This is a genomic window from Endozoicomonas sp. SESOKO3 (assembly GCF_024606255.1).
Genome location: NZ_JAHHPR010000100.1, coordinates 1 through 24,947 on the forward strand (window position 1 = coordinate 1; position 24,947 = coordinate 24,947).

The window sequence follows — 24,947 nt, forward strand, 5'->3', positions numbered from 1 at the left end:
TGTAATCCATAGCGACACCGTACTCTGCCAGGATATTGATAATTTCAGCGGCCACTGTGTAAGGGGGATATGACTCACCTTTTGACCATCGGTATAGAGTAGAGCGATCCACGTCCAAACGGTCACGAAGCACAGAGACCACCGGGGGACGGGGCTTTTGTCTAAGGAGATTCTGAAAAGGAGTGATCATAAATGGCCTCAAGTGCGAGAATAATCGACTATTCTGGTGTATTGAATGCACAAGAAAACAGGAAGCCACACATGAAACGTGGTGAACTGGCTGCCGTATACAGATTTCAACCAATACGGGAGACTGGTGTAGTGAATGAACCAGTTGAGACAGGCCCGATAAACATGGCAATACCCGGAGACAATGTTCGCAGACTCAGACTCGAAAAAGGCTGGTCCATGCGAGAGCTGGCAGAGCGTTGTGTGACCGAAGAAAAGACAATGGATCACACAACCATCATGCGACTGGAGAAGGACAAGGGCTATACCCGTGCCACTCTTGAGCGTGTTGCCAAAGCTCTGGGTCTCAGAAACCATGAAGACCTGTTCGTCCCTGAAGAACTGGCCGGGTTCGAAAAACTCGATGACTTCGACCGTGCCCAGATTGCCAATATGGTCCAGGCGCTGGCACTCTCTGCTGAGCGCCGACAGGCTGTAAACAGCTGATCCTTCCTCTTTTGTTGCTTTCATAACTCCCTCTTCTTCCTAAAGCTCCGGTCCCGGGGCTTTATTTTTTTTCGTCTGGTGCATTGACTGCAACAATTTCTTTAAGCTAACCTTAGCTCAAATGGTGCAATAGATGCAACATTGAAAAATAAAAGAGAAGACAGATGGAAGCGCAAAACATTCTGGACACTCAGGATGATCCGACTCTGTCAGTGGTCGACGTAGCAGACCGCTCGGGCCAGAGCGTGTCCTTCATCTATGCCGAAGTCGAACGGGGAAACATTGAGTACTACGACTTTGGCAATGGCAGAAGGTGGATCAAATTCAGTGAAAAGCAGTTGGCGGACTACTTTGAAAGCCGCCGCAGGAAGAGGAATTCAGCATGGGCAGACGCCGTACAAAACCGTGGAAGAGGGTCAAGACAGACGCCGGATGGCGGATTAAGTACGACTACAAAGACCAGCGGCTCGGTATCTCGCGGACTCGGGAAACTTTTAACACAAACGAAGAGGCGGAAGACTTCCACGAAAGGCTGATTGCCAACGCCAAGAAAGTATCAAGGGGGGAGAAGCCAGAACGTTTCTTCGGTGAAGCCATGATGGAGTATCTTACGCTGGAGTCCCCGAGCAAAACCAGCCATGGTGACGATTTAAGCAACGCCGCCATGCTTCGTATTCCCTTTGAGTTTCGGAACAAATTCTGGCGACTGGAAGACCTGGCTCTGAACGACTCAGAGACAGGCATAGTCGTTGGCTTGGAACTCTATTTCAAAGATCAACTGAAGATTACAAAACGATCCTACCTGAACAAAGAACTCTATCAACTGCGCAAAGAGAGAGGTGGATCAGTCTGGTATCACCAGCCCCACCCGGCAAGCGAAGAAATCCCACAGCCACGATACCCAGTCACAGACCCTGCTCTGCTGAAACGACTGAATCAGGCAAAGGGCAGGGGGCCGGTCAGGAAAGACACACTGCGACTCAGGCAGACCCTGGCTTCAACCATTCTTTCCTACGTCTACCGCAAGCTGCGATGGATTGATATGAACCTGGCCGACTTCATCGACCGCATCGAGCCGGGCAAATCGCGCATTGATTACCTGACCTCTGAACAGTTTTTCTGCCTGATCGAAAAGGCAGAGGAACTCTATGGCAGTGAGATGGTTCGGCTGATAAAAGGGGCTGCCTGGATCGGCTGGCGACGCAGTAACCTGATCGGCCTGACCTGGGACCGGGTGTTCTGGCCGGAAAAAGTCATAGACCCTATCACAGGAGAAGAAGAGATCCGTCCGGGTTATCTCATTGTTCACAGTGCAGAGGAACAGGAGATTGACCCTTTCGACCGCTCCCAAAGAGAAACACGAACCAAAAACAAAGACACCCTGATTACCACAATGACCCGACGTATTGAGTTGCTATTGCGTGAATGCGAGATGCACAAACGCCCTCACTCAGACGTCGTCTTTCATAACGGCAATGGGCAGCGCTGGGGAGAATTCCGAAAGAAATGGAACAACCTGAAAACACTACTGAACATACCAGAGCGCTTCCGCTGGCATGACCTCCGACACACCTGGACCACTGAAGCGCTCAATGCCGGAGTGGATGACAGAACCATCATGGACGAACAGGGCTGGAAAGATCGCCGCATGGTCGATCGTTACGCCCATACCCGCCTGCAGGATCGACTGGAAAGAATGAACAAAGTCGGCCAGAGCACTCGGCTTCATTCAAAAGGTGATGACGATGCCTAACCCAATCATTGAGCTGCTGTCTGACACAAGACCTATGTCAGGCCCGGAAATCCTGATTCACTTCCCGCTCGCAGAAAGAAGACAGCGCACGAGGGATCTGGAAGAGCTGGTTGATAGGGGCGAGGTCATTCACGTTCCCATAGTAGAACAACAGGTGCGGATCGCCGCTTTCAAACTGCCCGAAGGCAGCCGTTGCCAACGTTCCATTTTCGATCTGGACGAACTGGGGTAAGCATCATGCGACGCTGGACAAAAGAAGAAGAACAGTACCTCGAAGCCAATTACAAAAAATACCCACTGGATGAGACCGCCTGCGCTCTGGGCAGAACCCGAAACAGCGTTTTTAGCAAGGCTCTGTACATGGGAATAACCGGCCAGGTGACAGGAGAGAAACACAAATGGTCACGACATTCCGACCACGATATAGCGCTGGCCAGAGCCCTCGCTGAAGAGAATGTCCCGGTGGCCACCATCAGCGAAAAACTCTGTATCCCAAGACGAACACTCTACTACTACCTGAACAACCCTGACAAACGACCAACCCAGGCTATTGCCTGAAGGAGACCGTTATGGACGCGGTAATAAAAAAACGAGGACGTAAAAAAGAGACCGACCCCATCAAAGCCGCCTGCATTCTTCTGGATGAAAGAAATACATCGCCGGAAGAACGCTCCCCGAATTACAAAGAAGCCCTTCGCAAGTTAATTGAAGCGCAAATTCAGGAATTCAAAGCCAGGGGAGGCAGCATTAAACAAATCCCCCCCGGAGTGATGACCACTTCGGAAAACCCGATTTCAAAGAAAAGCATCGTCTGGAAAGACCATCTTAAACAGGAAGAGACAGCATGACCGCACAAGCCATGACACCCAAACAAAAGTACGCAGCTTCGGTCAATGCTCTATCCGACCTGGCTCTGAATCACGGTGGCGGTTATGCCCGATGCGCCGCCCAGGTGCTTCTCTCTGCTTACAACGGAGCTGACTGGCAGCTCAATGTCGCCGACCTGTGTGAACTGGACGACAAGAACATGATCCATGCGATGAATGTCCTCATGCTCCGTCGCTCCGTCTGGGAAGAACCCCATTACATGATCGAAAACGGCGACGAGATATTCCAGAAGATCGCCAAGCGCTGGAAGCGCTACCGCGTAGACAACCGTTACAAGCGCGATTGCCCAGACTGCTTCGGATCAGGTGAGCAAGAAATCTGGGACGACAACACCGACGAATTAATGGGTACCCGGACCTGTACCTCCTGTAATGGTGAGAAGTGGTTGGGTTAAAAGGAGATAGCAATGGAAACACTGGCAGAAGAAGAATTTCCGGAAATCTATGAACAAGCACTGAAGTATTTTGGTGAACAGGCGCAAGCGTGCCAAGCCATGGAAGAGTGCGGCGAATTAATAAGGGTCTTAAATAAGGCATTCAATCGCAAAGACGACAAATATCTACTTTATGTTGCCGAGGAAATCGCTGATTTAGAAATTGTGCTGGAACAGTTAAAGCGTATTCCTGAAATCAGCGACTTCTACAAAATCAATAAAATGATAAAGCTCAATAAGTTGGCAGAGACTATCGGAGGTTAGATGATGGATGACAAGTGGATCAGCTTAGATGAACAAAAACCCTCAGATGGACAGCAGTGCAAAGTTTTGTTCGACGATGAAACTGAGTCAACCGGCGAATACTGGGCTGACCTCGGGATATTTGCACTAAACGGAGCGTTAACTTCAACGCAACCGCAATACGTAACGCACTGGAAAGGAGTCTAACAATGGAAACAACCAAACTGGAACATTACATAAAACAAGCGCAGACCAAGCGCTCATCCATATTAAACACCTCGGATCGTGGCAAATCAGCTTACGCTCTGGCCAGTATGGCATTAGAACATGGTGGCTCCAGTGCTGAAGCTGCGGCTTCTTTGTTGCTGGCCATGGAATATGGCAAAGAGTTTGATTTTGTAAAGCTCCTTTCATTTGATACTGAAAACCGTGCTCATGCTGACCTGGTATTAATGGGTTACCAACCACATCACCTCTGGCCTTCGGCATGGATGGATGAAGCCGGGTATCACGGGCAGGATGTTATGGATACTTTGCGGGATAAGTGGGGGATTGTATAACCCAGAGCACACGGGCAGCGTAGCTGTCCCAGAGATGCGAGTTGTTATGCGGCGATAGGCACGAACTTGGAGAGCATATGAAAAAGATAGAAGCTGGATGTTTAGCAATATGTATAAAAAGTAGAAAAGGTTTTACAGGCCGAACAGTCAAAGTCCTGAAGCTGCTGAAGAAGGGTGAAACCTCTGACGACAATATATGGCATGTTGATTTTAATGAGCCGTTTGAAAAAGGAAAAAAAGGCTGGCGAGCCATGGAAAGGCTGCTAATGAGGATTGACGGTCACAAAGGTAAAGCAAAAAATAAGGCAGCAAGCGAAGTGCTGGAAGAAGCCGTATAACCGCAAAGCTGACGGGCAACGAAGTTGTCCCAGACAGGCGAGTTGTTATGCGGCTGAACTAGCAGGTAGATAAACATGAAACTTTCTGAATTTGCTAAAGAAATAGTCCCAGATTTAAAGTTATATCCGCACCAAAAAATGCTGATGGATATGGTCGAAAAATTACCAAAAGGGGCAAAGATAAAAACAGACCTGACCGCAAGAAACCCTCCGAGGGTTTGGGCAATAAAAGACGGGGTAAGGCTCGAATTCAGTGGTGAAAATTGGGTTGCCGTATAACCCAAGCATGAGGGGTGCCGGAGGCATCCCTCTCCATGCCGTTGTTATGCGGCTATTTGCAGAGGACTAGCAGAGTGAAAGTTAAAGAATTAATTAAAAAACTGAAGCAATTAGACCCGAATGCTGAGGTTGTCTATTCCAACTGTGACACAGCAGAAGGAGATTATTCCGGAGAAGTTCATAGCGTTGTTGAAGCATCCGAATCTTTATGTGAAAGAGAGGGTGTGGACAACCCAAAGCTCTTGATTGTTATTAGGGGTTAATCAAGCCGTATAACACAGGGGATATACCGCGCGTGAGTTCTAATATCATTAACAATCGTACTAATTAACATACGCATAGCAGACAAGAAAAAGAGAGAAAAAAAATGGGTACAAGCTCGAAGTAGTTTATAGCCCATAATTGTCAGGGCACTCTCGCAATGAGTGCCCTGACAATACAGTTATTAAGCTGCTTTTTTACGATTAAATATTTAGTCAATATTGATTCCCTCTGGCTGCATAAGATTTATTAACTCATCATTGGCAGCCAAAATTTCGTCATGACATTGCTGAATATATTCTAAGGAGATCTCGTGACGCTCTCTCTGTGACTTTTTCCTATGTAACTCTATCATCACAGTCGATGACCCATCAGAGCTAGACATTACTCCATGAACGATTTTGTTTCTCTTTGAAATAAAACCGTTTCCAGAAGAAGCATTCTTTTTAAATCGTTGAAGAAGCGCCCTTAACTTTTCACTGTTCTCATAGTGATCAAGAAGTGATATGGCCAATTCAATTTTAGGTCGTATATCCATAGGACCTGTTATCATTACTCCAACATCTTTCTCTAAAGATAACTGGCTCCAGATAACATTCGAAATCAAGTAATCAAAGTAAGAGTAATGAGTACAAATGTACCCTACCAGCTCAGCACGTTTTTGGACGTTTAGAGGATCATCGATCATAATGCAGACTCTCTGTGCAGCCAATGCGTGGTTTGAGAAACTCTAAATTTAGAACAGACAATGCTGTTGTGAAAGCACAATGACAACTCATACCAGGCCTATTGTTGCTGGTCGAAATTTGCTTTTATGGAAGGAAAAGTTGCGATGAATGCACCTCAAAAAAGTGGTAGATTAGGCCTAACAGCCCGATTTAAATGACATACAGGTGACATAACAAAGCAAAATTAGTGCATTCTGGCATACTCAAGCCGTTTATAACTTATTGTTTTTAAAGGTTTTATATGTATGCCCGTCGAGCTTGTAATCAGTGGGTCCCGAGTTCGACTCTTGGTGCCGGCACCATATACAGCGGAGCCCGTAGCGTTAGCGAACACTACGGGCTTTTTGCTTTCTGAGCTTTTGCGCCTGCTAATGCGCCCTCTTTCCGTCGGAATAGGTCAACACTAGATTAGGGGAAGGTTATCCAGTGCCTTCTATCACATATACCCAACCCACTCTATACGTCTTAAAATGCTTTAACTGCTCAAACACACCCTGATACAATTCATTAAAAGCAACCGGAAGATAGCTATTTTTTGGAGCAGCATGATCAGCTGAACCCCCAGAGCTGGTTTGATATTATTCAGGTTGTTTCTGTCTGGAAAGCTGACCTATACCCGGCCCGAGTTCAACTCTTGATGCCAGCACCAAACACCGAGAAGTTGACGTACATCAAGTTCATTTTTTATCAAGCTTTGCCACTCCCATTCTCTTTATTATCACTGGTACAATGATCCCACTATTCAAGCTTTTCGCCGATATTCAGTCTTATTTTCGTGGCGATTCATTGCAGTTTGGGAGGTCTTGACGTGACAGGATCTGAGAGATGAACAAAAAAGAACTATCCGAACGTGATATATGTACCAAATACATCACCCCAGCCATCGAAAAGGCCGGTTGGGATATCCAAACTCAGGTAAGAGAGGAGGTAACCTTCACCGCAGGCCGCATCATCGTTCGCGGTAAGCTCCATGCCCGAGGTAAAAAACGTCGGGCAGACTACATCCTCTATCATCAGAAAAACCAACCCATAGCGGTCATCGAGGCCAAAGATAACAAGCACAGCATGGGCTCCGGAATGCAGCAAGCCCTGAGCTATGCAGAAGCACTTGATATTCCCTTTGTGTTCTCCAGTAATGGAGATGGCTTCAAATTTTACGACCGCACGGGTAATGCAGATCAAACCCAAACAGAGTTGTCCCTTAATGAATTCCCTTCGCCTGGTGAGCTATGGAGTCGCTACTGCCAGGCAAAAGAATTAGACGAGCCAGCTCAAAAAACCGTCAATTACCCTTATTTCGATGATGGTTCCGGGCGCACTCCGCGCTACTACCAGGCAAACGCTATTAACCGCACTATTGAAGCCATTGCCAAAGGCCAGAATCGAGTTCTACTGGTCATGGCAACTGGAACCGGGAAGACCTATACCGCTTTCCAGATCATCTGGCGGCTCTGGAAATCTGAAAAGAAGAAGCGCATTCTGTTTCTTGCCGACCGCAATATTCTTGTGGACCAAACCAAGTCCAACGACTTCAAACCCTTTGGCCCAGCGATGACCAAAATTGAAAAGCGCCAGGTCAACAAAGCGTTTGAGATATATCTGTCGCTCTATCAGGCCGTTTCAGGCAATGAAGAAGAAAAAAACATCTATAAACAGTTTGATCCTGATTTCTTTGACCTGATTGTCATAGACGAATGCCATCGTGGTAGCGCCCGTGAAGACTCTGCATGGCGAGAAATTCTGGAATACTTTTCCTCTGCAACACACGTTGGTTTAACCGCCACCCCAAAAGAGACGAAGGAAGTCTCCAATATCCATTACTTTGGTGAACCTGTTTATACCTATTCTCTAAAACAAGGGATTGAAGATGGCTTCCTGGCACCATACAAAGTCATCCGATTTGATTTCGATATTGATCTTGAAGGCTGGCGACCACAAAAAGGACAGATCGATAAGTATGGCAACCTGATTGAAGACCGCATATTCAACCAGCGGGATATGGACAGAAACATTGTCTTTGACGAGCGAACCCAACTGGTAGCGCTGAAGGTTACTGAGTATTTGCAGAAAACCGATGAGCTTCAGAAGACCATCGTTTTCTGTGACGACATCTATCATGCTGAACGCATGCGGGAAGCACTGGTGAATTTGAACCCGGATCGGGTGAAAGAGAACCGCAAGTATGTGATGCGGATTACCGGTGATAACGAAGAAGGTAAGGATGAGCTGGATAACTTCATTGACCCGGAATCCACTTATCCGGTCATCGCCACGACAAGCAAGTTGATGACGACCGGTGTGGATGCTAAAACATGCAAGCTGATTGTTCTCGATCAAAGCATCCAATCCATGACTGAATTCAAGCAGATAATTGGACGTGGAACTCGCATTGACGAGGATCACGACAAACACTGGTTTACTATCATGGACTTTAAAAAAGCCACTGAACGTTTTGCCGACAAAGACTTCGATGGTGAGCCGGTACAGATATTCAAGCCTAAGCCAGGTGAGCCCATTATCCCGCCAGAGGATGAACCTGAAAATCCCGAAGGAGAAGGTGGCGGAGGAGGAATAGAGGAAGATCCGCCGATCATCACTGATCCACCCAGCGAAATAACACCGGAACCTGAGCCAGAACCCATACCACCCGGAGGGGGGCGATGAAGGTGACCCTGAACCACCGCCGGAGCCACCCCGCATCAAGTACCATGTCAAAGGGCAGGCGTTTAAAGTCACCAAATATCGAGTTCAGCATCTGGATGCCAGCGGCAAACTGGTCACCGAATCCATGCACGATTACACCAAACAGTGTGTCGCAAAGCAGTATGCCAGCATGGATGATTTCCTCCGCAAGTGGTCCGCTGCCGACAAGAAAAAAGCCATAATTGATGAACTGACAGAACTGGGTGTTTTCTGGCAGGAGTTACAAGATAATGTCGGCGAGAAACTGGGAACAGAATTGGACCCGTTTGACTTGATCTGTCACATTGCATTTGACCGGCCAGCCCTCACTCGACGGGAGCGGGCCAATAATGTGAAGAAGCGAAACTATTTCAGCCAATACGAAGGGGTAGCTCGTCAGGTGCTGGAAACATTACTCGACAAATACGCCGATGTGGGCATCGAGCCAGTGGAAGATATGACTATTCTGACGGATCAGGCATTTAGCCAGATAGGTGCGCCCATAGAATTGGTAAAAGCGTTTGGTGGCAAGTCTCAGTACCAGAAGGCGTTTAAAGAACTGGAAGAGCAACTGTATTATTTGGATAGGTAGTACCTTGATGCAATGACAAATGTTAAACATCCATCGTTTAAAGCATTCCTTGATTCACTGCTTACCAGCGACGATATTGTCAGCAAACTACGATCCCAGCCTGCTGACAGCTTTTACCGTGAGTCAAAGTGGCATACTATTGCCGACTTACTACAGCATTGCCCTGACTTGCTGGAAGCCCTTAATGGCTACGCTTTCAAGGGGTGGGATAGCTCTATCGCCTTCACTGCCAACAATCTCAAAGCCTGTTATCTGATTGATGAAGACTTCATTAATGGAGGGCGGGCGTTCGTTTTGTTTAACCTGGTTGCAACAAGCTGGTTTCACCTGTCCGAAGTTAGCCATCAGGCCGTTTACTGGGAAATTTCTGAAGACCAATGAGTATCACGAGTACGATCAAATCCATTCAGGATCTTATGCGCCAGGACGTAGGGGTAGACGGTGATGCCCAGCGTATTGGACAGCTGGTCTGGTTGCTTTTTCTGAAAATCTTTGATGACCGGGAGCACGAGTGGGAGCTGTTCAAAGAACACTATGAATCGCCTATCCCAGAAGAATTGCGCTGGCGGAACTGGGCTGCAGACCCTGCAGGCATTACCGGTGACAAGCTTAAGAAGTTTATTGACAATGAGCTGTTTCCGGAATTACAAACCCTTCAACCAAAGGGTGATGATCAACGAGCCTTCGTGATTCGCAGTGTATTTGAAGATGCCTACAACTACATGAAGTCAGGCCAGCTGATCCGACAGGTCATTAATAAAATTCAGGAAAGCATCGACTTTAACAAGGCACAGGAACGTCACGCCTTTGGGGATATCTATGAACAAATTCTCAAAGACCTGCAAAGTGCCGGTAACGCAGGGGAATTCTACACCCCCCGAGCCGTTACCGAGTTTATGGTGAGCCAGATCGATCCAAAACTGAATGAAAAAGTCATGGACCCCGCTTGTGGAACTGGCGGCTTTTTGACCTGCACGATTGAGCATAAGCGTAAGCATTACGTTAAAGTGCCCGCCGATGAACAGACGCTACAGTGCAGCATATACGGTGTAGAGAAAAAGCCTCTTCCTCACCTGCTCGCTACCACCAATATGATACTGCACGGCATTGAAGTGCCCAGCCAGATACGTCACGACAACACCCTTTCCCGCCCATTAACTGACTGGAAAAAAGATGAACGGGTAGACGTGATTGTGGCCAATCCGCCTTTTGGGGGCACAGAAGAAGAAGGGATAGAAAAAAACTTCCCGGCCAATATCCGAACCAGAGAAACGGCTGATTTGTTCATGGCGTTATTTATTCGCCTGCTCAAAGAGAATGGTCGTGCTGCTGTGGTCTTGCCGGATGGCTTCCTGTTTGGCGAAGGCACCAAATCGAAGCTGAAAGAAAAGTTGCTGGAAGAGTGTAACCTGCACACCATTGTCCGTTTACCCAATGGTGTGTTTAATCCCTACACCGGCATTAAAACCAACCTGCTGTTTTTTACCAAGGGGCAACCAACAGAAACCATCTGGTTTTACCAACACCCTTATCCGGAAGGTTACAAGAACTACAGCAAAACCCGGCCCATGCGGGTGGAAGAGTTCAAAGCTGAGCAAGTATGGTGGGGCAACGAAGCGGATGGTTTTGCCAGCCGGGTACAGAATGAGTTTGCCTGGAAATTAGACTTCAAAACCATCAAAGCTGAAGCCGAAAAAAAAGCACAGCCACACAGAGATAAAGAAGCCGACTACAAGCAACAGGCCAACCGGCTGGAATCCAGCGTTAAGCAGCTAAAAGAAGATCTGAAAACCGTCTCTGTTGTCAGCAAAAAAGCAGCCCTGAACGAACAGATCAGGCAGCAAACCCAGGAAGCCAAAACACTTAAGGCAAAAGCCGACACGGAAAAGAAAGCTGCCGATGCCATCTACTGGCCAATCTACAACCTCGATATCGACAACCCTCATATCGGCGAACAAGTCAGTCATGACCCGGATGAGCTGTTGAGCCAGTACGCTGCACAGCAGAAGGAAATGGCAGAAACCCGCCGTCAGCTGAAAGAAATTTTGGCACAAGCCCTGTCTGGTAACACTGAGAAGGGAGTCGAATGATGTTAAACGCCGTTAGCGAAAACTTTGACCTCTGGGGCAGTGCTCACACAACCAAAAGTACGTCCGGCCGTGGCAGTAGCAGCAAGCTGGATTTGCATGGCATTAAGAAATTGCGGGAGCTGATTTTGGAGCTGGCGGTACGGGGGAAGCTTGTGCCGCAGAATCCAGAGGATGAACCAGCTTCTGTTTTGTTGGAGAAGATTGCAGCCGAAAAGACACGATTGCTCAAAGAAAAAGAAATAAACAAGCAGAAGCCTTTGCTTGCAATGAGGGATGAAGATAAACCTTATCAGCTGCCCGGTGGATGGGAGTGGGTGCGACTTGAAGATATTGCAGATATTCAAAGTGGTATTACAAAAGGGCGAAAGCTCGAAGGGCGAACATTAACTACTGTTCCATATCTCAGAGTTGCAAATGTGCAACGTGGACACCTTGATCTTAGGGAAATCAAAGAGATCGACATCCCAGAGGATGAAAAAGATAAATATCGAGTCAAAGATCGTGACTTGCTAATAATCGAAGGCGGGGATTGGGATAAAGTTGGAAGGACTGCCATTTGGTTTGGTGAATTACCTTATGTTGCTCACCAAAACCATGTTTACAAAGTTCGCATTTTTTTAGAAAAGCAGAGTGAGCTGTGGCTAGAAAGGTATCTCAATGGGCCGATAGCGAGAAAATACTTTGCCGGTTCCAGCAAGCAAACAACCAACCTTGCTTCTATTAATAAAACGCAACTTCGAGCATGCCCAGTTGCTATTCCTCCAGCTGAAGAAGAAGGTCGAATAGTTTTCAAAGTCAACGAACTTATGGCGCTCTGCGACCAGCTAGAACAACAACAAACCAACAGCATCGCCGCCCACCAAACCCTGGTGGAAGAACTGTTAGCCACCTTAACCAACAGCACTACCGCCGATGAAGTAGCCGAAAACTGGGCCAGAATCGCCGGGCACTTCGACACCCTGTTCACCACCGACCACAGCGTTGACCAGCTTAAACAAACCGTTCTGCAACTGGCGGTAATGGGCAGGCTGGTGCCACAGAATCCGGAGGATGAACCGGCTTCAGTACTGTTGGAAAAAATTGCGGCTGAGAAAGCGCAGTTAGTGAAAGACAAGAAGATTAAGAAGCAGAAACCGTTGCCAGTGATTACCGATGAAGAAAAGCCCTTTAATCTGCCGCAGGGGTGGGTGTGGGTAAGGCTTGGCACAGTTTTAAAAAAAATTACTGATGGGACACATCATTCCCCTCCAAATGGTGAAAGTGGTGATTATTTGTACATATCCGCCAAAAATATAAAACCAACAGGCATTCAGCTCAGCAACGCAACCTATGTTACCCAAGTTGTACATGATGAAATTTATAGCCGGTGTGATCCAGAGTTTGGAGATATCCTCTACATTAAAGATGGTGCAACGACAGGTATTGCAACAATAAACACGCTTGAAAAACCTTTTTCCATGCTCTCAAGTGTCGCTCTTTTGAAGTGTCCAGATGAGGTTATAAATTCATTTTTATTACTTTCACTCAGGTCTCCCTATTTCTACAAAGAAATGCGAGCTGGTATGACGGGAGTTGCTATTACCAGAGTTACATTAAAAAAACTAAATAATGCTTTTATTGCTTTACCTCCAAAGAATGAGCAACTTCGTGTAGTCTCCCAAGTCAACGAGCTAATGACTTTATGCAACACCCTAAAATCCCAAATCCACCAAACCCAAACCACCCAGTTACAACTGGCCAGTGCAATGGTTGAACAAGCAGTCGCCTGACCGCAAGGCAAGGAGCGCAGTATGGCAATACAACATGGCATCTGGAAAATGGGCAAAACCTCCACTGCTCCATTGGATAACGAAAACCAGCTTGAAGAGCAGGTATTTCAAGATATATCCATTCTGAACCCCGACTGCTTGCTGATCGTTCTTCAGGGCTCAAACGGGCTTGGGGTGGAAGGGATTAAAGTCACTTGATATTGATATTTTTATGTTGGTGCAGGATCTAGCAGGTCACTATAGTATCCTGTTAGTGAATAACACGCTGGCTGGTTGCCAAATAAAAAACTACGCATAAGTACTGAGGTTCAATGGTTTACGAACGTCCCTGGAAAACTTTCCAGCAACAACTGGATTTGTTGGTCTCGCGTAATCTGGTGGTTTCTGACGAAGCTGCAGCGCTTAATCATCTCCAACGCATTGGTTATTACCGGCTGAGTGCCTACCTCTATCCTTTCCGGGTCTTTCGCATTCAGCCAAATTTCCAAGTGGTTAAAGAAAACGAGTTTGTTGCAAACACACACTTTTCTGATGCCGTGAATCTCTATATTTTTGATAAGAACTTACGGCAATTGATGCTGGATGCACTTGAACGGATTGAAGTGGCTTTGAGGGTCGATATCGCTTATTTGCTCGGTGAGCGAGATACCTACGCTTACAAGAATATTGACCAGTTTCATCCGACGTTTGCAGGAAAAAATAAGCGACATGCTAACTGGCTGAAAAAATATGAAAATCTGCTGAAACGATCAAAGGAAGATTTCGTTAAGCATTATCGTCACACTCATGGCGCAGACTTACCCATTTGGGTAGCTATAGAGGTCTGGGACTTCGGGGCCATGTCGCAGCTGTTTTCGATGATGAAAGTGCCTGATCAAAGGAAAATTTCCTCAAAGTATGGGGTGACAGACTTCAAGGTATTTTCCAGTTGGTTACGCTCGTTGAACTACCTTCGTAATCTCTGCGCTCACCACAGCCGCCTTTGGAATCGCAATGTGATTGATCAGCCGAAATTACCCGCTCCAGGTGAAATTAGCTGGTGTGATCATTACCTTGGAAAGAATGATCTGATATCCAAACCCTTTCTGCTGATCAACATTGTTGCTCACCTGATGAGCATTATTTGCCCTGCCACGAAATGGCACGACAGACTTATACAGCAGTTGGATGAATTCCCTGAAATCAAGTCCGACAGGAAGGTGTCAATAAACGATATCGGGCTACAGGATGGGTGGAAAGGACTTATAGGAAGGTAAAAATAAGAACCCCCGCGTAGGTTGCAAGCAACGAAGAGGCGGGGGCCGTGTTACCCGAAATACTAGCTCATCAGGTGGGTAAGTCAACTTAAAATCATTCAAAATGTTAAGTTTCTTTCAATACTCATTCAAAAATACCAGATGTTGTACGTCAGCCCAATTACCACCAAAAGCAAGAGTTTTATTGGGTTGAAGGTGTGAAGCCCTGCCGGTATCTCTGGTGCTAATTGCCCCGTCACACCTCCGTTGGGACGTTGTAGCATTCCAGCCTGCAACAGAGCGTGAATATATTATAGACAAAGGATGGTCGAACCGACTTGTGTCAAGTTAAGTGTACTTTCCGGACAGACCACAGCACGACGCTAAGTCACTGATCTATCGTGTCCAATTAACTTATTTCTGCTCAATTGGACTTAGTGTAAAACAAAGCCTAGCCTTTACTTTACTCAGAATAAGAAGTAGAGGAGACCGCCATGAAAGGACAGAACGTCGGATACATCAGGGTCAGTAGTATTGACCAGAACACAGCCCGCCAGCTTGATGGTGTTGAACTGGATACTACTTTTGAAGAACATTGCAGTGGTAAGGACACCAACCGGCCTCAATTGAAAGCCTGTCTGCGACACTTGCGCAAAGGTGACCTGTTGCATGTCCACTCTATAGACCGTCTTGCACGCAGCCTGAAAGACCTTCAGACACTGGTTGAAGATCTAACCGAACAGGGTATTAGCGTCCAGTTCCACAAAGAGAACCTGATGTTCTCAGGTGAAAGCACCCCTATGCATAAGCTGATGTTTCAAATGATGGGAGCCTTTGCTGAATTCGAGCGCAGCATGATCAGGGAACGACAACGTGAAGGGATTGCAGCTGCCAGAAAGCAGGGTAAGCAGATTGGAGCAAAACCCAAGCTGACCAAACAGCAACTGACTGAGATAAAAGCACGGATCAGTGCTGGCGAGCAGAAGAAAGCATTAGCCCTGGAGTACGCTGTCAGTAGGCAAACATTGTACAACGCCCTTTCATAGGATGAGCTAACCTGAACACATGGCCTTCGAGCTGGTGAACCACGCTCTGGAATTGCACCGGGGATAGTCGAACCAGACGAAGGCTTTTTACTAGAAGCATGATTCGTGACCACCAGCCCCTTTACTATGTTTTTTATTGGCTTATATGACTGAAAAAAGAACTACATACAAAATTGCCAGAGAAAACAATCACAAGGTTGTTCCTTTTCCGAGAGAATACCTATACAGAAGCTATGATGATCCGGGCATATACACATGCAACGGTAAAAGAATCAATCGTTGCCCTGTCTATTTTCTTCAGAATTATCAGCGAAAATCATAACCTCCTCAGTATCGACCGCCTTTTCTTGCTGATGATCCAATACTGTGCTGTGGCCCCCATAATTTGGCTGCATGAAGGTCAATCAGATCGGCTACACTTGGCCCTCGTAGTCGAGCAGGCGCGGGTAAACCAGCTTCTGCCCAATCCTTCCAGAAGATTTCAAAAGATGCTTTCGCCTCTTCAGAGGTAACCACTATATATTCTTCATGCTCGTCATCATCGTTATATAGCCACTTTAGTGCCTGTCGGTGATATTCAATCATCTCATCCAGTGAACCACTTTGCTGAACCAGCTTCTTAAGCCTTGTATTAATGGATATCATAATTGCTGCTCCTTGCTTTTATTTTCAGGGATACTCTGCAGGCCAACACCAAAGAATAGCGGCTGGCATAGTTCCGTAGCACTTGATACTGCGACCATCCACAATCTGCCGGTCGTCTACCCATAAAACATTATTCATGGCATCACAGTAGAGTTTGGCAATGTTGTCAAAGTCCGGAGTGACTGCGGGTCGAATGTGCCCAGCCAGTGCTTCCGCCCGCTTAGTCTTCGTCCAGCTTTTAGGGACTGGCATGATCGCCAGAAGATCTAGCTTCAAAGGGTGGTCATAAGGCGCTGCAGGGCATTGACTAATGGCAACCGCTTTTGCCAATGCCTCTACCGTGGAGGTGGCTGAAGGGGTATAAACTTGCCCTCTGCGAGTCATCCTTGGCCTGGCTTTGCCTTTGGGGGTGCCCGGTATAATGACGCAGCGGGCTGCTGGGTTATGAATGCCATCTAGCGCCTGCGTAATGACAAGAGGTAATTCACTCAGGTATTCATCAAGAACCTTTTTCATGAATTACCTCCCAAGGCGAGCTGTCATTTCAGCTTGCTTTTCCAGTTCACTCAGGCGCTTGTCCAACTCATCAAACTCTTTGATACGAACCAGGGAGGTCATGCCAGACAGGAGTTGGTTTGCCTCAATAACTGAAATATCTCCGGATAGAGCTGCCAACAAAACCTTTTCCGCCCGTTCGGCCAAGGTGGCAGTACCGTCAGTACTGACATGGACAGGTGCTTCAACGGGCTTCATGGATGGCAGGATTTTATCAATACATAACTTCAGAGCCTGCAAGTCACCCTCTTTAGCCAGAGTGATTAGCTGCTCTAACAAGGCTTCAGCTTGAGAAGTCAGCATTTCCCTGAGTTCGTTGTGCCGATTGTTACTGCTACCTTTGGGGCGACCTGATCCTGGTCTTGATCCGCCTCGGGCCATGGCATGATCTCCGTTTGATTTAGTTTGATTATTTATCAATCGAATGAAAGAGGAACCTGGAGTCCATTCGAATCAGATCAACCAGTGCCGTTAGTTTTCCGCTATACATCCCTCTGGCTATATCAGCAATGTCTTCCTGGGTGAAAAAGCGCGTCATCAACACCATTTGCGAGATATTCAAATGCTGACTCAGATATTGCATAATTTGCTCTAATGTCTGCTGCCGACCGACCTCATCGTTAATTGAGTGTTCCCGATGTTTTAGGTGTTCCAATGACTGAACAGCCATACCTGAAACAGGCACATGCTCAATAACAGGGGAACACCAACGACTTTGGTCAGGTGTACCTGATGTGCCATTTTCAGAACTCGCCACACTTTGGAACGTAGAAGAAAGGATGGCGGTGTTCTCGTAGAATGGCAGTGTATCCTGCATAATCACAGGGCTTGAAGATTCAGGTACACCAGTAACACTCGGTACACAGTATTGCAGTGACTCCTTGAATTTTTTCAGGTCGAACATCATTCACCTCCCAGAACTAGAGCGGTAAAGATGTAGTAGCGAGCCTTCTTGTCCGTACCTGGGATTTTTCTGGATTGACTGTGTTTGCCGTTAGAGTCTGGCAGTAGATAACCTGCCTGCGCACAAATCTGGGCGACATGCTTTGGATTGAATCCACTGGCAACTTCTTTGTTGAATACTTCCGGGAAAACCAAAAAGAGGATATTTTCATCACTCTTTTTCCGAAAACCTGCCCGATTCAAAGGCTGAGTATTTACGTCATTGGCATCCCTGTTAATTTCACTGAAACGGCTGTCACCATGACACTGAAAGAAATACCTTACCTGCTCCAAAATAGATTGTTCTTCCTGCGAACCAATGCCTCCCCGCTCATTGAGCCAAGCCGAAAAGCAAGTGGTTATTGCCATCATTGCCTCACCTTCCTTCCACCCAGTGATTCCTACACTGGTAGCCAGCTCACCTGCAGCAGCAAGTAAACCGAACCTTCTAGCGACTCGCCTAACTTGGCCATCAGCCGAAGCAGGTACCACCTGACCGATAAAACCATCGACGGCCTCTCTGATTACATCCAATAACCCCAGCTTATCTTGGGAGATATGGTCAGTTACCTGCTCAAGAAACAGCACAATGCCATGACCGTATGCCTTTGCAGACAGGTCCCTGATGACCTCCGCAAAACGGGATGGCGATTCGATCTCATGCAGGTTTTCAAACATGCCCATCCCGGCACCTGCATCAGCAGGAATATCCACCATTCGTACCTCCTGCCCCGCCCTGGCTTTCTTACCTCCTTCGCGCATATGCTGTGCCAGGGTTATCTCACCAGCACTTAAAAACATCAGGCTCCAGCGGACAATGGTTCGGCTACCACCTGTTACAGAGGCCCTGGCTTTACCCGACCCATTGGCCAACATGTAAGCAATCTCCCCTGCCTCTCGTGGTGAAACCTGTGCAAGTTCATCCAGAATCAACAGAGCATTATTATGGGCAGCAGCCATAGCTTCCAAACCATTGCCAGTTGCTCTCCAACGATTAAGATAATGCTGATCACCATACACACTGGCAGCCACATAAAGCGCTGTAGTCTTGCCGGTACTGCTGCCTCCAACAAAATTAAAGCCACCACTTTCCATGCCTGTTAGCTCTACCAGTGGAGCCGCAAAAGCAGCACAAATAGCCATAACCAAACGGCTATTTCCTTCACAGAGCTGAGACATTCTCTTCCAATCCACATGGCTGCCTATTTGCCTGATGGTAATGTGTCCTCCCGGTGCTACGGGCTGATAAACGATGTCTTCGCCATCCGTGGTACCGATAGTTTTGTCGGGCAGGATGTATGCAGAGAAATTGCTGCACCAACCAAGACGATCAAGGCACAAAGCCGCTTGCTTCGGCTGACTCATAACGATGTACCGATTTAACAACTCACGAGCCTGTTTGAATGGCATTATTTCAAGTCCAAGATCTGCCAGAAGCTGACGAACTTCAGCACCATCTGTTTGCATGGATGAGCTGGCAATACAGACAATCCTTAAACGACCATCAGCATCATGAAACTCCATCCTGCGCCCATGCTGTCTGCCATCAACATCTCGTGTTCGAGCAGTAATACGAAGTTCAGTTGATATTTTGACCGATTGAGGTGGCACCTTTTCTTTGCCTGTCTTTTTGGGCTCAAAATAAAGATACCCACTCTGGATATAGAACCCGTCACCAACAGGTTCTTCCAGATTTTCAAAGATCGACTTAATTTCCATGTCGATTCCTTCTGATATTGAGCCAGTCGTTGAAGTCAGTGCCTGGCTCACCATCCTCGAACAGAGGTAAGTACACTTGACCACTTACTGCTTTAGCCGCTTCGTAGGCTTTCCTCTTACCTGGATTACCGTCTGTAAACCGATCATTGTCTGCAAGGATGATAATTTGTAAGTGGGGGAATTTTTTCTTGAATGCCATAGCCACTGCTTTGAGATTTCCTGCATTAAAAGCGATAGCAACCGGCAAACGTTTTTTTGAGAACTCATAGAAACTGGCACCTGTAGCATAGCCCTCTGCGATACAGAGTATCCTGCCCAAGCTACCAATAAGGTGACATCCGCCTTTGATACGACCTTTGGGAAGAAAGCGTTTATTTCCGTTCTCGTCAATGAACTGCAGACTCATCAGTTTGCCGTCAACATCGCAAACCGGAAACATGATCTCTTTGGCTGACTTCCTGATATCACCATGACGACCCACATTTTTCTGATCATCCAAGTATGAAAAGTACCCAAAATCAGGATTTCCCCTGCTGAATGTTGCCTCGGCCTGGATGGCCGCTATTGCCTGTTCCTCTCTTACCTTCCTGTCTCTACGCTCTGCAGCCTTTTGAGCTGATTCTTGCAGTTTGGTTTGCTCTGAAAAACTGAGCTGTTTTTTATCGTAGAGACACCAGTAATATGTCTTCCCTGTTCTCCAGCTACCAAAACTGGCATGGGGAACCGGATCGTTATCAAAATTGCACCATCCATTTCTGGAGCCTCGCTTGTCACCTTCTACATGAAAGCGATTGAACTGACCGTCTGGGATAGGTAATGAAGGCGGAGCCAAATCCATTGCTTGCATAGATTCAAACAATTGAAGTTCAGGTGATTGATGAATCACGGGATTAGTTTTAGCCATATTCACTTAGCCCCTTCCTCCTGACACTTCAGCTCCCATTCTTCAAGCTCAGAAACTTTCCAGCGCGGTGTTTTGACAGAAAAATACGTCGGCGATGGAAAGCCGATCTCTTTACTGTTCAACCAGCGATACAGGGTCGTATTGCCAATGTTGTAACGCTGAAGAAGCTCCGATCGAGTCAGATATTTTTTTGCTGTCTCATCCTTGTTAACTCGCTCACGATGGCTTTGATAAGGCTGATAGATGCTGTTCATGCTTTTCCTTCTGATTCCTTGAAGAGTTATGGTTTTCGTTCGAACGATAGGAAGAGAAAAGCATCTAACCAGCGATAGAAAAATAAGATGAATAGGGGTCATTGGATAAAAAAATAGGAGGTATTTAGGCTAACCTCCTGAGTTTTATGAGTTTAAAGAGGTGCCGTTATTTTTTATTCCCCAAATAGTCAGAAAGACTTAAAAAACCCTTTTTGGCTCTCCCCTTGCCCACATTGGTATTCACTATAGAACCAATATTTTCTGCTGGTAGGTGTGAATAATTTTTTCTAACAAATAGCTCAGCTGACTGCTTAAAGGTCAGTGTATCGTGACCATACTCACAGTTATGCCTCACAGCCAATAGGGTTGCTTTCAATTTTTCGCTTATATATGGGCAGTTACAACTGATCAATAAATCAATCAAATTTGTTGCATCCTCTGCCCTTTGCACTTTTTGAGCCTTACCCACCCCAAGCCTTGCGAACTGACAGTCAATCCCCTTGGATATAGCCCATTCTCTAATCGAATCCATTGATACAGCAGTGGAGCTTTGTATAGTCCAGTGTCCCTGATATACCTCCCTCATAGTAAAGGAACTAGGATTCATTATCGAAATACAGGGCTTATCTGAAAAGGGTAAAACTTCGAACGCACCGCTGGTGAGTACTTCATGTTCAATTCGGTCTTGCTTTTCCTGAATAACCCTTGCAAGAGTTATCAGGTCAGGTATATCTATTCTACTACTCCTGACTTTCACTGTTTTCACATGAACGACGAGGCGATCAATAACCAGACAACCATCGGGTTTTGTGAGCTCTTCTTTAAGTACTTTCAGATACTCGTAGGCGGAATACAGTTCTTGCCGCTCCTGCTCATTATCAGTTATCGGAACAAAAGGGCCATAGTTTGGTTCAAAGTCAGTAGCAAAACATCTATTGGGATCCTGCCCAACCATAAGCAATACAGCGTCCCTTAAAGTTATTGTTGAGCTGATTGTATGAGGAAAAAGATTAATGGACATGCTTGTTTACCTTCTTATTATTAGTTGAGCTATATGAGAGAAAAATGATTATCAGCCACCAGCTCTCTGGTATTCCTCCAGGTCAATAAGCACTGTTTCAGTACCCTCAATAATTTTGGTCAGAAGAATGTCATAAAGCCTCATGCTTTCCCGCTTTTCAGAAAGGTGTTCATGCCGGTCATAGTGCTTAATATCTACGCCCACTTGGGCGTGGGATTGAAGCAAGTTCCGTTGTTCACGGCTGACTCCAGCATCAATCAGAATATTTTTGATGGTTCGGCGAATATCACGAGCTGTAAACCATTCCGGCTCTGGTCTTCCTTCCTCATTCGCCTGCTTTTTGAGCTTATTGTTGTAACGGCTAAAAGCATTCTTAAAGGAGCCTTCGTTGTAAGAGGTCAATTGACCTTTTGTCTCTGCCTTTCGACTGGGAACTCCAGAGCAAAACGGCCAAGGGTATTTACTTGTTAAAGGCCTAACTTCTTCCAGTATCGCAAGCGCCCGAGCAGTCAGTGGGACAACATGAACCTTTACCTTGCCATTTTTGCCCTTCTTATCAAACAGAGTGACACAGTTACGTGTGAAGTCGTAATCTTCCCAGCGGGCCCTCGCCAGCTGCAAAGGGCGCTGACCACCTGTTGCAAACATGAAACGAATGAAGCACCCCATAACAACGCCAACACGATGCACATCAGTAATGTTGTCCCAAAGTTCTTTTACTTCCTTATGATTTAGCACCCGCTCACCCACTTTAACTGCATGGGTGTTTTTTTTCGTTGTTGCTACAGGGTTGTACTGGATATAAAAACGCTTTTTGCCAACTCGGGTCGGGTCGTAATCCCCCTTCATACCAAAGGAAAAACATGCATGGAGAATTGCCCGAACCCTTACGGATTCAGCTTCTGAACCACGGTTATGGATTTCTGCGAGTATAGAAACAATATCATCTGGTGTTACGTCTTTAGCCTTCTTCGCCGCTATTTGGGAGTATGCCTTTACCACATTACGTTCCAAAGCCTGCTTTGTTTGATGGGCCGAACTTTTACCCTGCCGCTTCTGATCTTCCACATAAGCATCAATCAGATCAGTGAACGAGCCTTTCAGGGCTTCTGCTTCCTGTCGCTGTTTTTCTTCTAAAAGCTCCTGTTCACGCTTGCGTTCCAGCATTTCAAGGTGACCTTTCAAGTCACCTCCACATTCTCTCCTTACATTCGACAGTGCCCTAGCCTTAACTCTGCATTCCGCCAGCTTATAGCCATGACGATCTTTGGTGGCTTTATATAAGCCGATTTTGATTTTGGCTTCTTTACCCTGATGTTTGTATTTGTAGTATGCCTCGATGGCTCCACTCTTTCGCTTTTCAAAAATCAGCGTGCCGTCACCACGGCTGCCAACCATTTCACTCAAGCGGTACTTAATATTCTCAAGCTCAAATGTTGAGAGTTGTGCCATCTTACCTACTCCTGATTATTATTTTTTACAACAGCAACCTCCAAAAGGCTGTATGTGCCGCTCTTACCAATCCTCCATGCGAGTTATTTGTCCGTCATTATTTGCGCCTTCTTTTGCGCCTCTTTTCTGGCGCAACGCAGTGGAATAATATGGAACCTCATAGAATAGCATATAGGCTTTAGGCCCTATAAATAAAGGGTTTTAAGTAGTTTAATGGGATTTCAGGGAACAGTACGGATGTTCGAAAATCTCAACTTGTAATCAGTGGGTCCCGAGTTCGACTCTTGGTGCCGGCACCATACAAAGCCCTGTAGAATCAGGCACTTAAAAGCCTCAGCATAGTCTGGGGCTTTTTTGTATCTGCTCACTTTTTCAGTTTTGGTCCCCACTCTAGTCCCCACTTTATTTTCAATATATTTCCATACATGTATATCCTTCTCACTTCAGCATATATTGGTATGAAATAGAGGCATATGGTTACATATGACAACCTATAACAAGGAATGTTGCCTGGCATAAACCGATGCATGGAAAAAGGTAAGCAGATGGACAGCAAACAAAACAAAAAAATAGCCACCTTCCAACCCGAGGAAGTACCTTATATTGAAGAAGAATCGCTGCATAACAATCTAGAAAAATACTTGCGCCTCATCTTTGAGGGAGCAGATCACACACTAATGACAGAAGAGGAAGCGCTCAGACTCATTACATCTTCAGAAACATTGTATTACCGAGAACTAATGAGATCAGCCGAGCAGAGAGACTGTGTTACAGATGGGTATAAAGCACTGGAGCTATCAGTATCATCTTTGGCTGAACTGATAAAATTTGCTTCGGAAAATAAAGATGCTTTCTCTAAGCAACTGTCGTGTCGGGCTGATCATAAATCCGTTGAAGTGACCCTTGAGTCAGCTAAGTATCTTGGTCGCTCTATTGAGCAAATTGCCATGGATGGAGCCGACCCTATGGATGCCCTTTACATTAGAGGCACCAAAGGACGCAGCAAACCAATCGCGTCAGCTCGCAATACAATGAATAGGCAAAAAGCTTTCCGTTCTGGAGTGGCAGCATTGGTAGATGTTATAAAAGCAACCAGTGAAAGTAAGGTTATTGACATACATCTGGAAGTTGCTGACTTACTCGATATGAAAGATAAAGAAAATACCATCAAAAAATGGCATGACACCTACAAGATTAAAAATAGTAAACTAAAAAGATCGGTGCTGAAGCGGGAGATTCCGGTGGGGTGGGGTGATGGCACAATGGACAAGCTCGGTCAGATTGTTGGTGGCAGTACACCATCAACCAAAGCGGCAGAGAATTTCTGTCAGTCAGGTACGCCATGGATTACACCAAATGACCTGTCCAACAACACTGAGTGCAAGTTTATCTCTCGTGGTGCTGTCGATGTAAGCAGTGATGGAATCAAATCTGCTTCTTTGAAAAAATATCCCAAGGGTACTGTTCTTTTGAGCTCAAGAGCACCAATAGGCTATATGGCTATCGCCAGAAATGAAGTAACAACCAATCAAGGCTTCAAGTCACTTATGCCATCCAAGGGTTACTCTTCCGAATTTATTTTCTATGCAGTCCAAAACTGCTTAAAAGCCATTATTCAATATTCTTCAGGATCAACTTTCAAAGAAATTTCCGGAACTGTGCTGAAGACAGTAAAAGTTCGCCTGCCATCAGAACATATCACTGACAAATATACCAGGCAAGTTGAGAGTATTTTCAAGAGGCAGGATATGCTGGAGCAAGAAAGTCAGCAATTGGCAAAACTCCGAGACTGGCTCCTCCCCATGCAGATGAACGGCCAGGTCACCGTAAAATAAGCCCCCGCCACTTCTGTCGTAACGGTATCCAGCCATGACGGATTAGGA

General features: G+C 46.3%; 28 protein-coding genes and 1 pseudogene. 19 read left to right on the top strand and 10 right to left on the bottom strand.

Features of this window, described 5'->3' with window-relative positions; all coding sequences use genetic code 11:
• Positions 1-192 precede the first annotated feature (192 nt).
• From KDK18_RS01605 to KDK18_RS01655, 11 genes are all read left to right on the top strand, one after another.
• A complete protein-coding gene (locus KDK18_RS01605) occupies positions 193-675 on the top strand; it encodes a helix-turn-helix domain-containing protein (protein ID WP_257252707.1) in 483 nt (160 codons plus the stop codon).
• Positions 676-1,057: 382 nt separating this feature from the next.
• Positions 1,058-2,428, top strand: a complete 1,371-nt coding sequence (locus KDK18_RS01610) for a tyrosine-type recombinase/integrase (protein ID WP_257252708.1) — start codon at positions 1,058-1,060, stop codon at positions 2,426-2,428.
• Positions 2,421-2,660: a hypothetical protein gene (locus KDK18_RS01615; RefSeq protein ID WP_257252711.1), complete on the top strand. Its 240-nt coding sequence runs from the start codon at positions 2,421-2,423 to the stop codon at positions 2,658-2,660. Before KDK18_RS01610 ends, KDK18_RS01615 begins: the two co-directional genes overlap by 8 nt.
• Before the next feature lie 5 nt (positions 2,661-2,665).
• Complete coding sequence (locus KDK18_RS01620; protein WP_257252713.1) at positions 2,666-2,986, top strand: hypothetical protein; 321 nt, start codon at positions 2,666-2,668, stop codon at positions 2,984-2,986.
• A gap of 11 nt (positions 2,987-2,997) precedes the next feature.
• The gene (locus KDK18_RS01625) at positions 2,998-3,276 is read left to right on the top strand and encodes a hypothetical protein (RefSeq protein WP_257252714.1); all 279 of its coding nucleotides are present in this window, start codon (positions 2,998-3,000) and stop codon (positions 3,274-3,276) included.
• Positions 3,273-3,710: a hypothetical protein gene (locus tag KDK18_RS01630; protein ID WP_257252716.1), complete on the top strand. Its 438-nt coding sequence runs from the start codon at positions 3,273-3,275 to the stop codon at positions 3,708-3,710. Before KDK18_RS01625 ends, KDK18_RS01630 begins: the two co-directional genes overlap by 4 nt.
• Positions 3,711-3,722: 12 nt before the next feature.
• Complete coding sequence (locus tag KDK18_RS01635) at positions 3,723-4,013, top strand: hypothetical protein (protein ID WP_257252717.1); 291 nt, start codon at positions 3,723-3,725, stop codon at positions 4,011-4,013.
• Positions 4,014-4,201: 188 nt separating this feature from the next.
• Positions 4,202-4,552: a hypothetical protein gene (locus KDK18_RS01640; RefSeq protein WP_257252718.1), complete on the top strand. Its 351-nt coding sequence runs from the start codon at positions 4,202-4,204 to the stop codon at positions 4,550-4,552.
• Between the two features lie 77 nt (positions 4,553-4,629).
• The gene (locus KDK18_RS01645) at positions 4,630-4,890 is read left to right on the top strand and encodes a hypothetical protein (protein ID WP_257252720.1); all 261 of its coding nucleotides are present in this window, start codon (positions 4,630-4,632) and stop codon (positions 4,888-4,890) included.
• Positions 4,891-4,965: 75 nt separating this feature from the next.
• Positions 4,966-5,169, top strand: coding sequence for a hypothetical protein (locus tag KDK18_RS01650; RefSeq protein WP_257252721.1), 204 nt, complete (start codon positions 4,966-4,968; stop codon positions 5,167-5,169).
• A gap of 74 nt (positions 5,170-5,243) precedes the next feature.
• On the top strand, positions 5,244-5,432 hold the full coding sequence (locus tag KDK18_RS01655) for a hypothetical protein (protein WP_257252722.1): 189 nt from the start codon (positions 5,244-5,246) through the stop codon (positions 5,430-5,432).
• Between the two features lie 209 nt (positions 5,433-5,641).
• Here KDK18_RS01655 and KDK18_RS01660 read toward each other — a convergent pair whose 3' ends face one another.
• Entirely contained in the window at positions 5,642-6,118 is a 477-nt protein-coding gene (locus KDK18_RS01660; RefSeq protein WP_257252723.1) for a hypothetical protein, read from the bottom strand.
• 865 nt (positions 6,119-6,983) lie between these two features.
• Between KDK18_RS01660 and hsdR the strand changes: the two are divergent.
• From hsdR to KDK18_RS01700, 7 genes and pseudogenes are all read left to right on the top strand, one after another.
• Positions 6,984-9,432: pseudogene (hsdR, locus tag KDK18_RS01665) on the top strand (EcoAI/FtnUII family type I restriction enzme subunit R).
• Positions 9,433-9,444: 12 nt separating this feature from the next.
• The gene (locus tag KDK18_RS01675; protein WP_257252727.1) at positions 9,445-9,813 is read left to right on the top strand and encodes a hypothetical protein; all 369 of its coding nucleotides are present in this window, start codon (positions 9,445-9,447) and stop codon (positions 9,811-9,813) included.
• Entirely contained in the window at positions 9,810-11,522 is a 1,713-nt protein-coding gene (locus KDK18_RS01680) for an N-6 DNA methylase (protein WP_257252728.1), read from the top strand. The genes KDK18_RS01675 and KDK18_RS01680 overlap by 4 nt, the downstream gene beginning before the upstream one ends.
• Positions 11,519-13,291 carry a restriction endonuclease subunit S gene (locus KDK18_RS01685; RefSeq protein ID WP_257252730.1) on the top strand — a complete coding sequence of 591 codons (1,773 nt, stop codon included), beginning with the start codon at positions 11,519-11,521 and terminating at the stop codon, positions 13,289-13,291. The genes KDK18_RS01680 and KDK18_RS01685 overlap by 4 nt, the downstream gene beginning before the upstream one ends.
• 21 nt (positions 13,292-13,312) lie before the next feature.
• Entirely contained in the window at positions 13,313-13,489 is a 177-nt protein-coding gene (locus KDK18_RS01690) for a hypothetical protein (RefSeq protein ID WP_257252731.1), read from the top strand.
• 113 nt (positions 13,490-13,602) lie between these two features.
• Positions 13,603-14,547 carry an Abi family protein gene (locus KDK18_RS01695; protein ID WP_257252732.1) on the top strand — a complete coding sequence of 315 codons (945 nt, stop codon included), beginning with the start codon at positions 13,603-13,605 and terminating at the stop codon, positions 14,545-14,547.
• Positions 14,548-15,020: 473 nt separating this feature from the next.
• Positions 15,021-15,572 (top strand): recombinase family protein, encoded by a 552-nt coding sequence (locus KDK18_RS01700; RefSeq protein WP_257252733.1) that lies wholly within the window; start codon positions 15,021-15,023, stop codon positions 15,570-15,572.
• Between the two features lie 327 nt (positions 15,573-15,899).
• Here the strand turns inward: KDK18_RS01700 and KDK18_RS01705 are convergent, their stop codons facing one another.
• The 9 genes from KDK18_RS01705 to KDK18_RS01745 form a co-directional block, all read right to left on the bottom strand.
• Positions 15,900-16,217, bottom strand: coding sequence for a hypothetical protein (locus KDK18_RS01705; protein ID WP_257252734.1), 318 nt, complete (start codon positions 16,215-16,217; stop codon positions 15,900-15,902).
• A 24-nt stretch (positions 16,218-16,241) separates the two neighbouring features.
• On the bottom strand, positions 16,242-16,733 hold the full coding sequence (locus tag KDK18_RS01710) for a RusA family crossover junction endodeoxyribonuclease (RefSeq protein ID WP_257252737.1): 492 nt from the start codon (positions 16,731-16,733) through the stop codon (positions 16,242-16,244).
• A 3-nt stretch (positions 16,734-16,736) separates the two neighbouring features.
• Complete coding sequence (locus KDK18_RS01715) at positions 16,737-17,153, bottom strand: DUF5681 domain-containing protein (protein WP_257252738.1); 417 nt, start codon at positions 17,151-17,153, stop codon at positions 16,737-16,739.
• Between the two features lie 28 nt (positions 17,154-17,181).
• Positions 17,182-17,589: a hypothetical protein gene (locus KDK18_RS01720; protein ID WP_257252739.1), complete on the bottom strand. Its 408-nt coding sequence runs from the start codon at positions 17,587-17,589 to the stop codon at positions 17,182-17,184.
• 86 nt (positions 17,590-17,675) lie between these two features.
• Positions 17,676-19,433 carry a DUF927 domain-containing protein gene (locus KDK18_RS01725; protein WP_257252741.1) on the bottom strand — a complete coding sequence of 586 codons (1,758 nt, stop codon included), beginning with the start codon at positions 19,431-19,433 and terminating at the stop codon, positions 17,676-17,678.
• A complete protein-coding gene (locus KDK18_RS01730) occupies positions 19,423-20,337 on the bottom strand; it encodes a toprim domain-containing protein (RefSeq protein WP_257252742.1) in 915 nt (304 codons plus the stop codon). The genes KDK18_RS01725 and KDK18_RS01730 overlap by 11 nt, the downstream gene beginning before the upstream one ends.
• A gap of 2 nt (positions 20,338-20,339) precedes the next feature.
• Positions 20,340-20,591 (bottom strand): AlpA family transcriptional regulator, encoded by a 252-nt coding sequence (locus KDK18_RS01735; protein WP_257252743.1) that lies wholly within the window; start codon positions 20,589-20,591, stop codon positions 20,340-20,342.
• Between the two features lie 166 nt (positions 20,592-20,757).
• The gene (locus tag KDK18_RS01740) at positions 20,758-21,612 is read right to left on the bottom strand and encodes a hypothetical protein (RefSeq protein ID WP_257252744.1); all 855 of its coding nucleotides are present in this window, start codon (positions 21,610-21,612) and stop codon (positions 20,758-20,760) included.
• 51 nt (positions 21,613-21,663) lie between these two features.
• Positions 21,664-23,064: an integrase family protein gene (locus tag KDK18_RS01745; RefSeq protein WP_257252746.1), complete on the bottom strand. Its 1,401-nt coding sequence runs from the start codon at positions 23,062-23,064 to the stop codon at positions 21,664-21,666.
• Positions 23,065-23,591: 527 nt separating this feature from the next.
• Here KDK18_RS01745 and KDK18_RS01750 point away from each other — a divergent pair.
• Positions 23,592-24,899, top strand: coding sequence for a restriction endonuclease subunit S (locus KDK18_RS01750; RefSeq protein WP_257252747.1), 1,308 nt, complete (start codon positions 23,592-23,594; stop codon positions 24,897-24,899).
• Positions 24,900-24,947: the final 48 nt, after the last annotated feature.

Bases quoted from the DNA above. Each gene is read 5' to 3' on its own strand.
- KDK18_RS01605 (WP_257252707.1), top strand. From the start codon at position 193: ATGGCCTCAAGTGCGAGAATAATCGACTATTCTGGTGTATTGAATGCA.
- KDK18_RS01610 (WP_257252708.1), top strand. From the start codon at position 1,058: ATGGGCAGACGCCGTACAAAACCGTGGAAGAGGGTCAAGACAGACGCC.
- KDK18_RS01615 (WP_257252711.1), top strand. From the start codon at position 2,421: ATGCCTAACCCAATCATTGAGCTGCTGTCTGACACAAGACCTATGTCA.
- KDK18_RS01620 (WP_257252713.1), top strand. From the start codon at position 2,666: ATGCGACGCTGGACAAAAGAAGAAGAACAGTACCTCGAAGCCAATTAC.
- KDK18_RS01625 (WP_257252714.1), top strand. From the start codon at position 2,998: ATGGACGCGGTAATAAAAAAACGAGGACGTAAAAAAGAGACCGACCCC.
- KDK18_RS01630 (WP_257252716.1), top strand. From the start codon at position 3,273: ATGACCGCACAAGCCATGACACCCAAACAAAAGTACGCAGCTTCGGTC.
- KDK18_RS01635 (WP_257252717.1), top strand. From the start codon at position 3,723: ATGGAAACACTGGCAGAAGAAGAATTTCCGGAAATCTATGAACAAGCA.
- KDK18_RS01640 (WP_257252718.1), top strand. From the start codon at position 4,202: ATGGAAACAACCAAACTGGAACATTACATAAAACAAGCGCAGACCAAG.
- KDK18_RS01645 (WP_257252720.1), top strand. From the start codon at position 4,630: ATGAAAAAGATAGAAGCTGGATGTTTAGCAATATGTATAAAAAGTAGA.
- KDK18_RS01650 (WP_257252721.1), top strand. From the start codon at position 4,966: ATGAAACTTTCTGAATTTGCTAAAGAAATAGTCCCAGATTTAAAGTTA.
- KDK18_RS01660 (WP_257252723.1), bottom strand. From the start codon at position 6,118: ATGATCGATGATCCTCTAAACGTCCAAAAACGTGCTGAGCTGGTAGGG.
- KDK18_RS01675 (WP_257252727.1), top strand. From the start codon at position 9,445: ATGACAAATGTTAAACATCCATCGTTTAAAGCATTCCTTGATTCACTG.
- KDK18_RS01680 (WP_257252728.1), top strand. From the start codon at position 9,810: ATGAGTATCACGAGTACGATCAAATCCATTCAGGATCTTATGCGCCAG.
- KDK18_RS01685 (WP_257252730.1), top strand. From the start codon at position 11,519: ATGATGTTAAACGCCGTTAGCGAAAACTTTGACCTCTGGGGCAGTGCT.
- KDK18_RS01690 (WP_257252731.1), top strand. From the start codon at position 13,313: ATGGCAATACAACATGGCATCTGGAAAATGGGCAAAACCTCCACTGCT.
- KDK18_RS01695 (WP_257252732.1), top strand. From the start codon at position 13,603: ATGGTTTACGAACGTCCCTGGAAAACTTTCCAGCAACAACTGGATTTG.
- KDK18_RS01700 (WP_257252733.1), top strand. From the start codon at position 15,021: ATGAAAGGACAGAACGTCGGATACATCAGGGTCAGTAGTATTGACCAG.
- KDK18_RS01705 (WP_257252734.1), bottom strand. From the start codon at position 16,217: ATGATATCCATTAATACAAGGCTTAAGAAGCTGGTTCAGCAAAGTGGT.
- KDK18_RS01710 (WP_257252737.1), bottom strand. From the start codon at position 16,733: ATGAAAAAGGTTCTTGATGAATACCTGAGTGAATTACCTCTTGTCATT.
- KDK18_RS01715 (WP_257252738.1), bottom strand. From the start codon at position 17,153: ATGGCCCGAGGCGGATCAAGACCAGGATCAGGTCGCCCCAAAGGTAGC.
- KDK18_RS01720 (WP_257252739.1), bottom strand. From the start codon at position 17,589: ATGCAGGATACACTGCCATTCTACGAGAACACCGCCATCCTTTCTTCT.
- KDK18_RS01725 (WP_257252741.1), bottom strand. From the start codon at position 19,433: ATGGAAATTAAGTCGATCTTTGAAAATCTGGAAGAACCTGTTGGTGAC.
- KDK18_RS01730 (WP_257252742.1), bottom strand. From the start codon at position 20,337: ATGGCTAAAACTAATCCCGTGATTCATCAATCACCTGAACTTCAATTG.
- KDK18_RS01735 (WP_257252743.1), bottom strand. From the start codon at position 20,591: ATGAACAGCATCTATCAGCCTTATCAAAGCCATCGTGAGCGAGTTAAC.
- KDK18_RS01740 (WP_257252744.1), bottom strand. From the start codon at position 21,612: ATGTCCATTAATCTTTTTCCTCATACAATCAGCTCAACAATAACTTTA.
- KDK18_RS01745 (WP_257252746.1), bottom strand. From the start codon at position 23,064: ATGGCACAACTCTCAACATTTGAGCTTGAGAATATTAAGTACCGCTTG.
- KDK18_RS01750 (WP_257252747.1), top strand. From the start codon at position 23,592: ATGGAAAAAGGTAAGCAGATGGACAGCAAACAAAACAAAAAAATAGCC.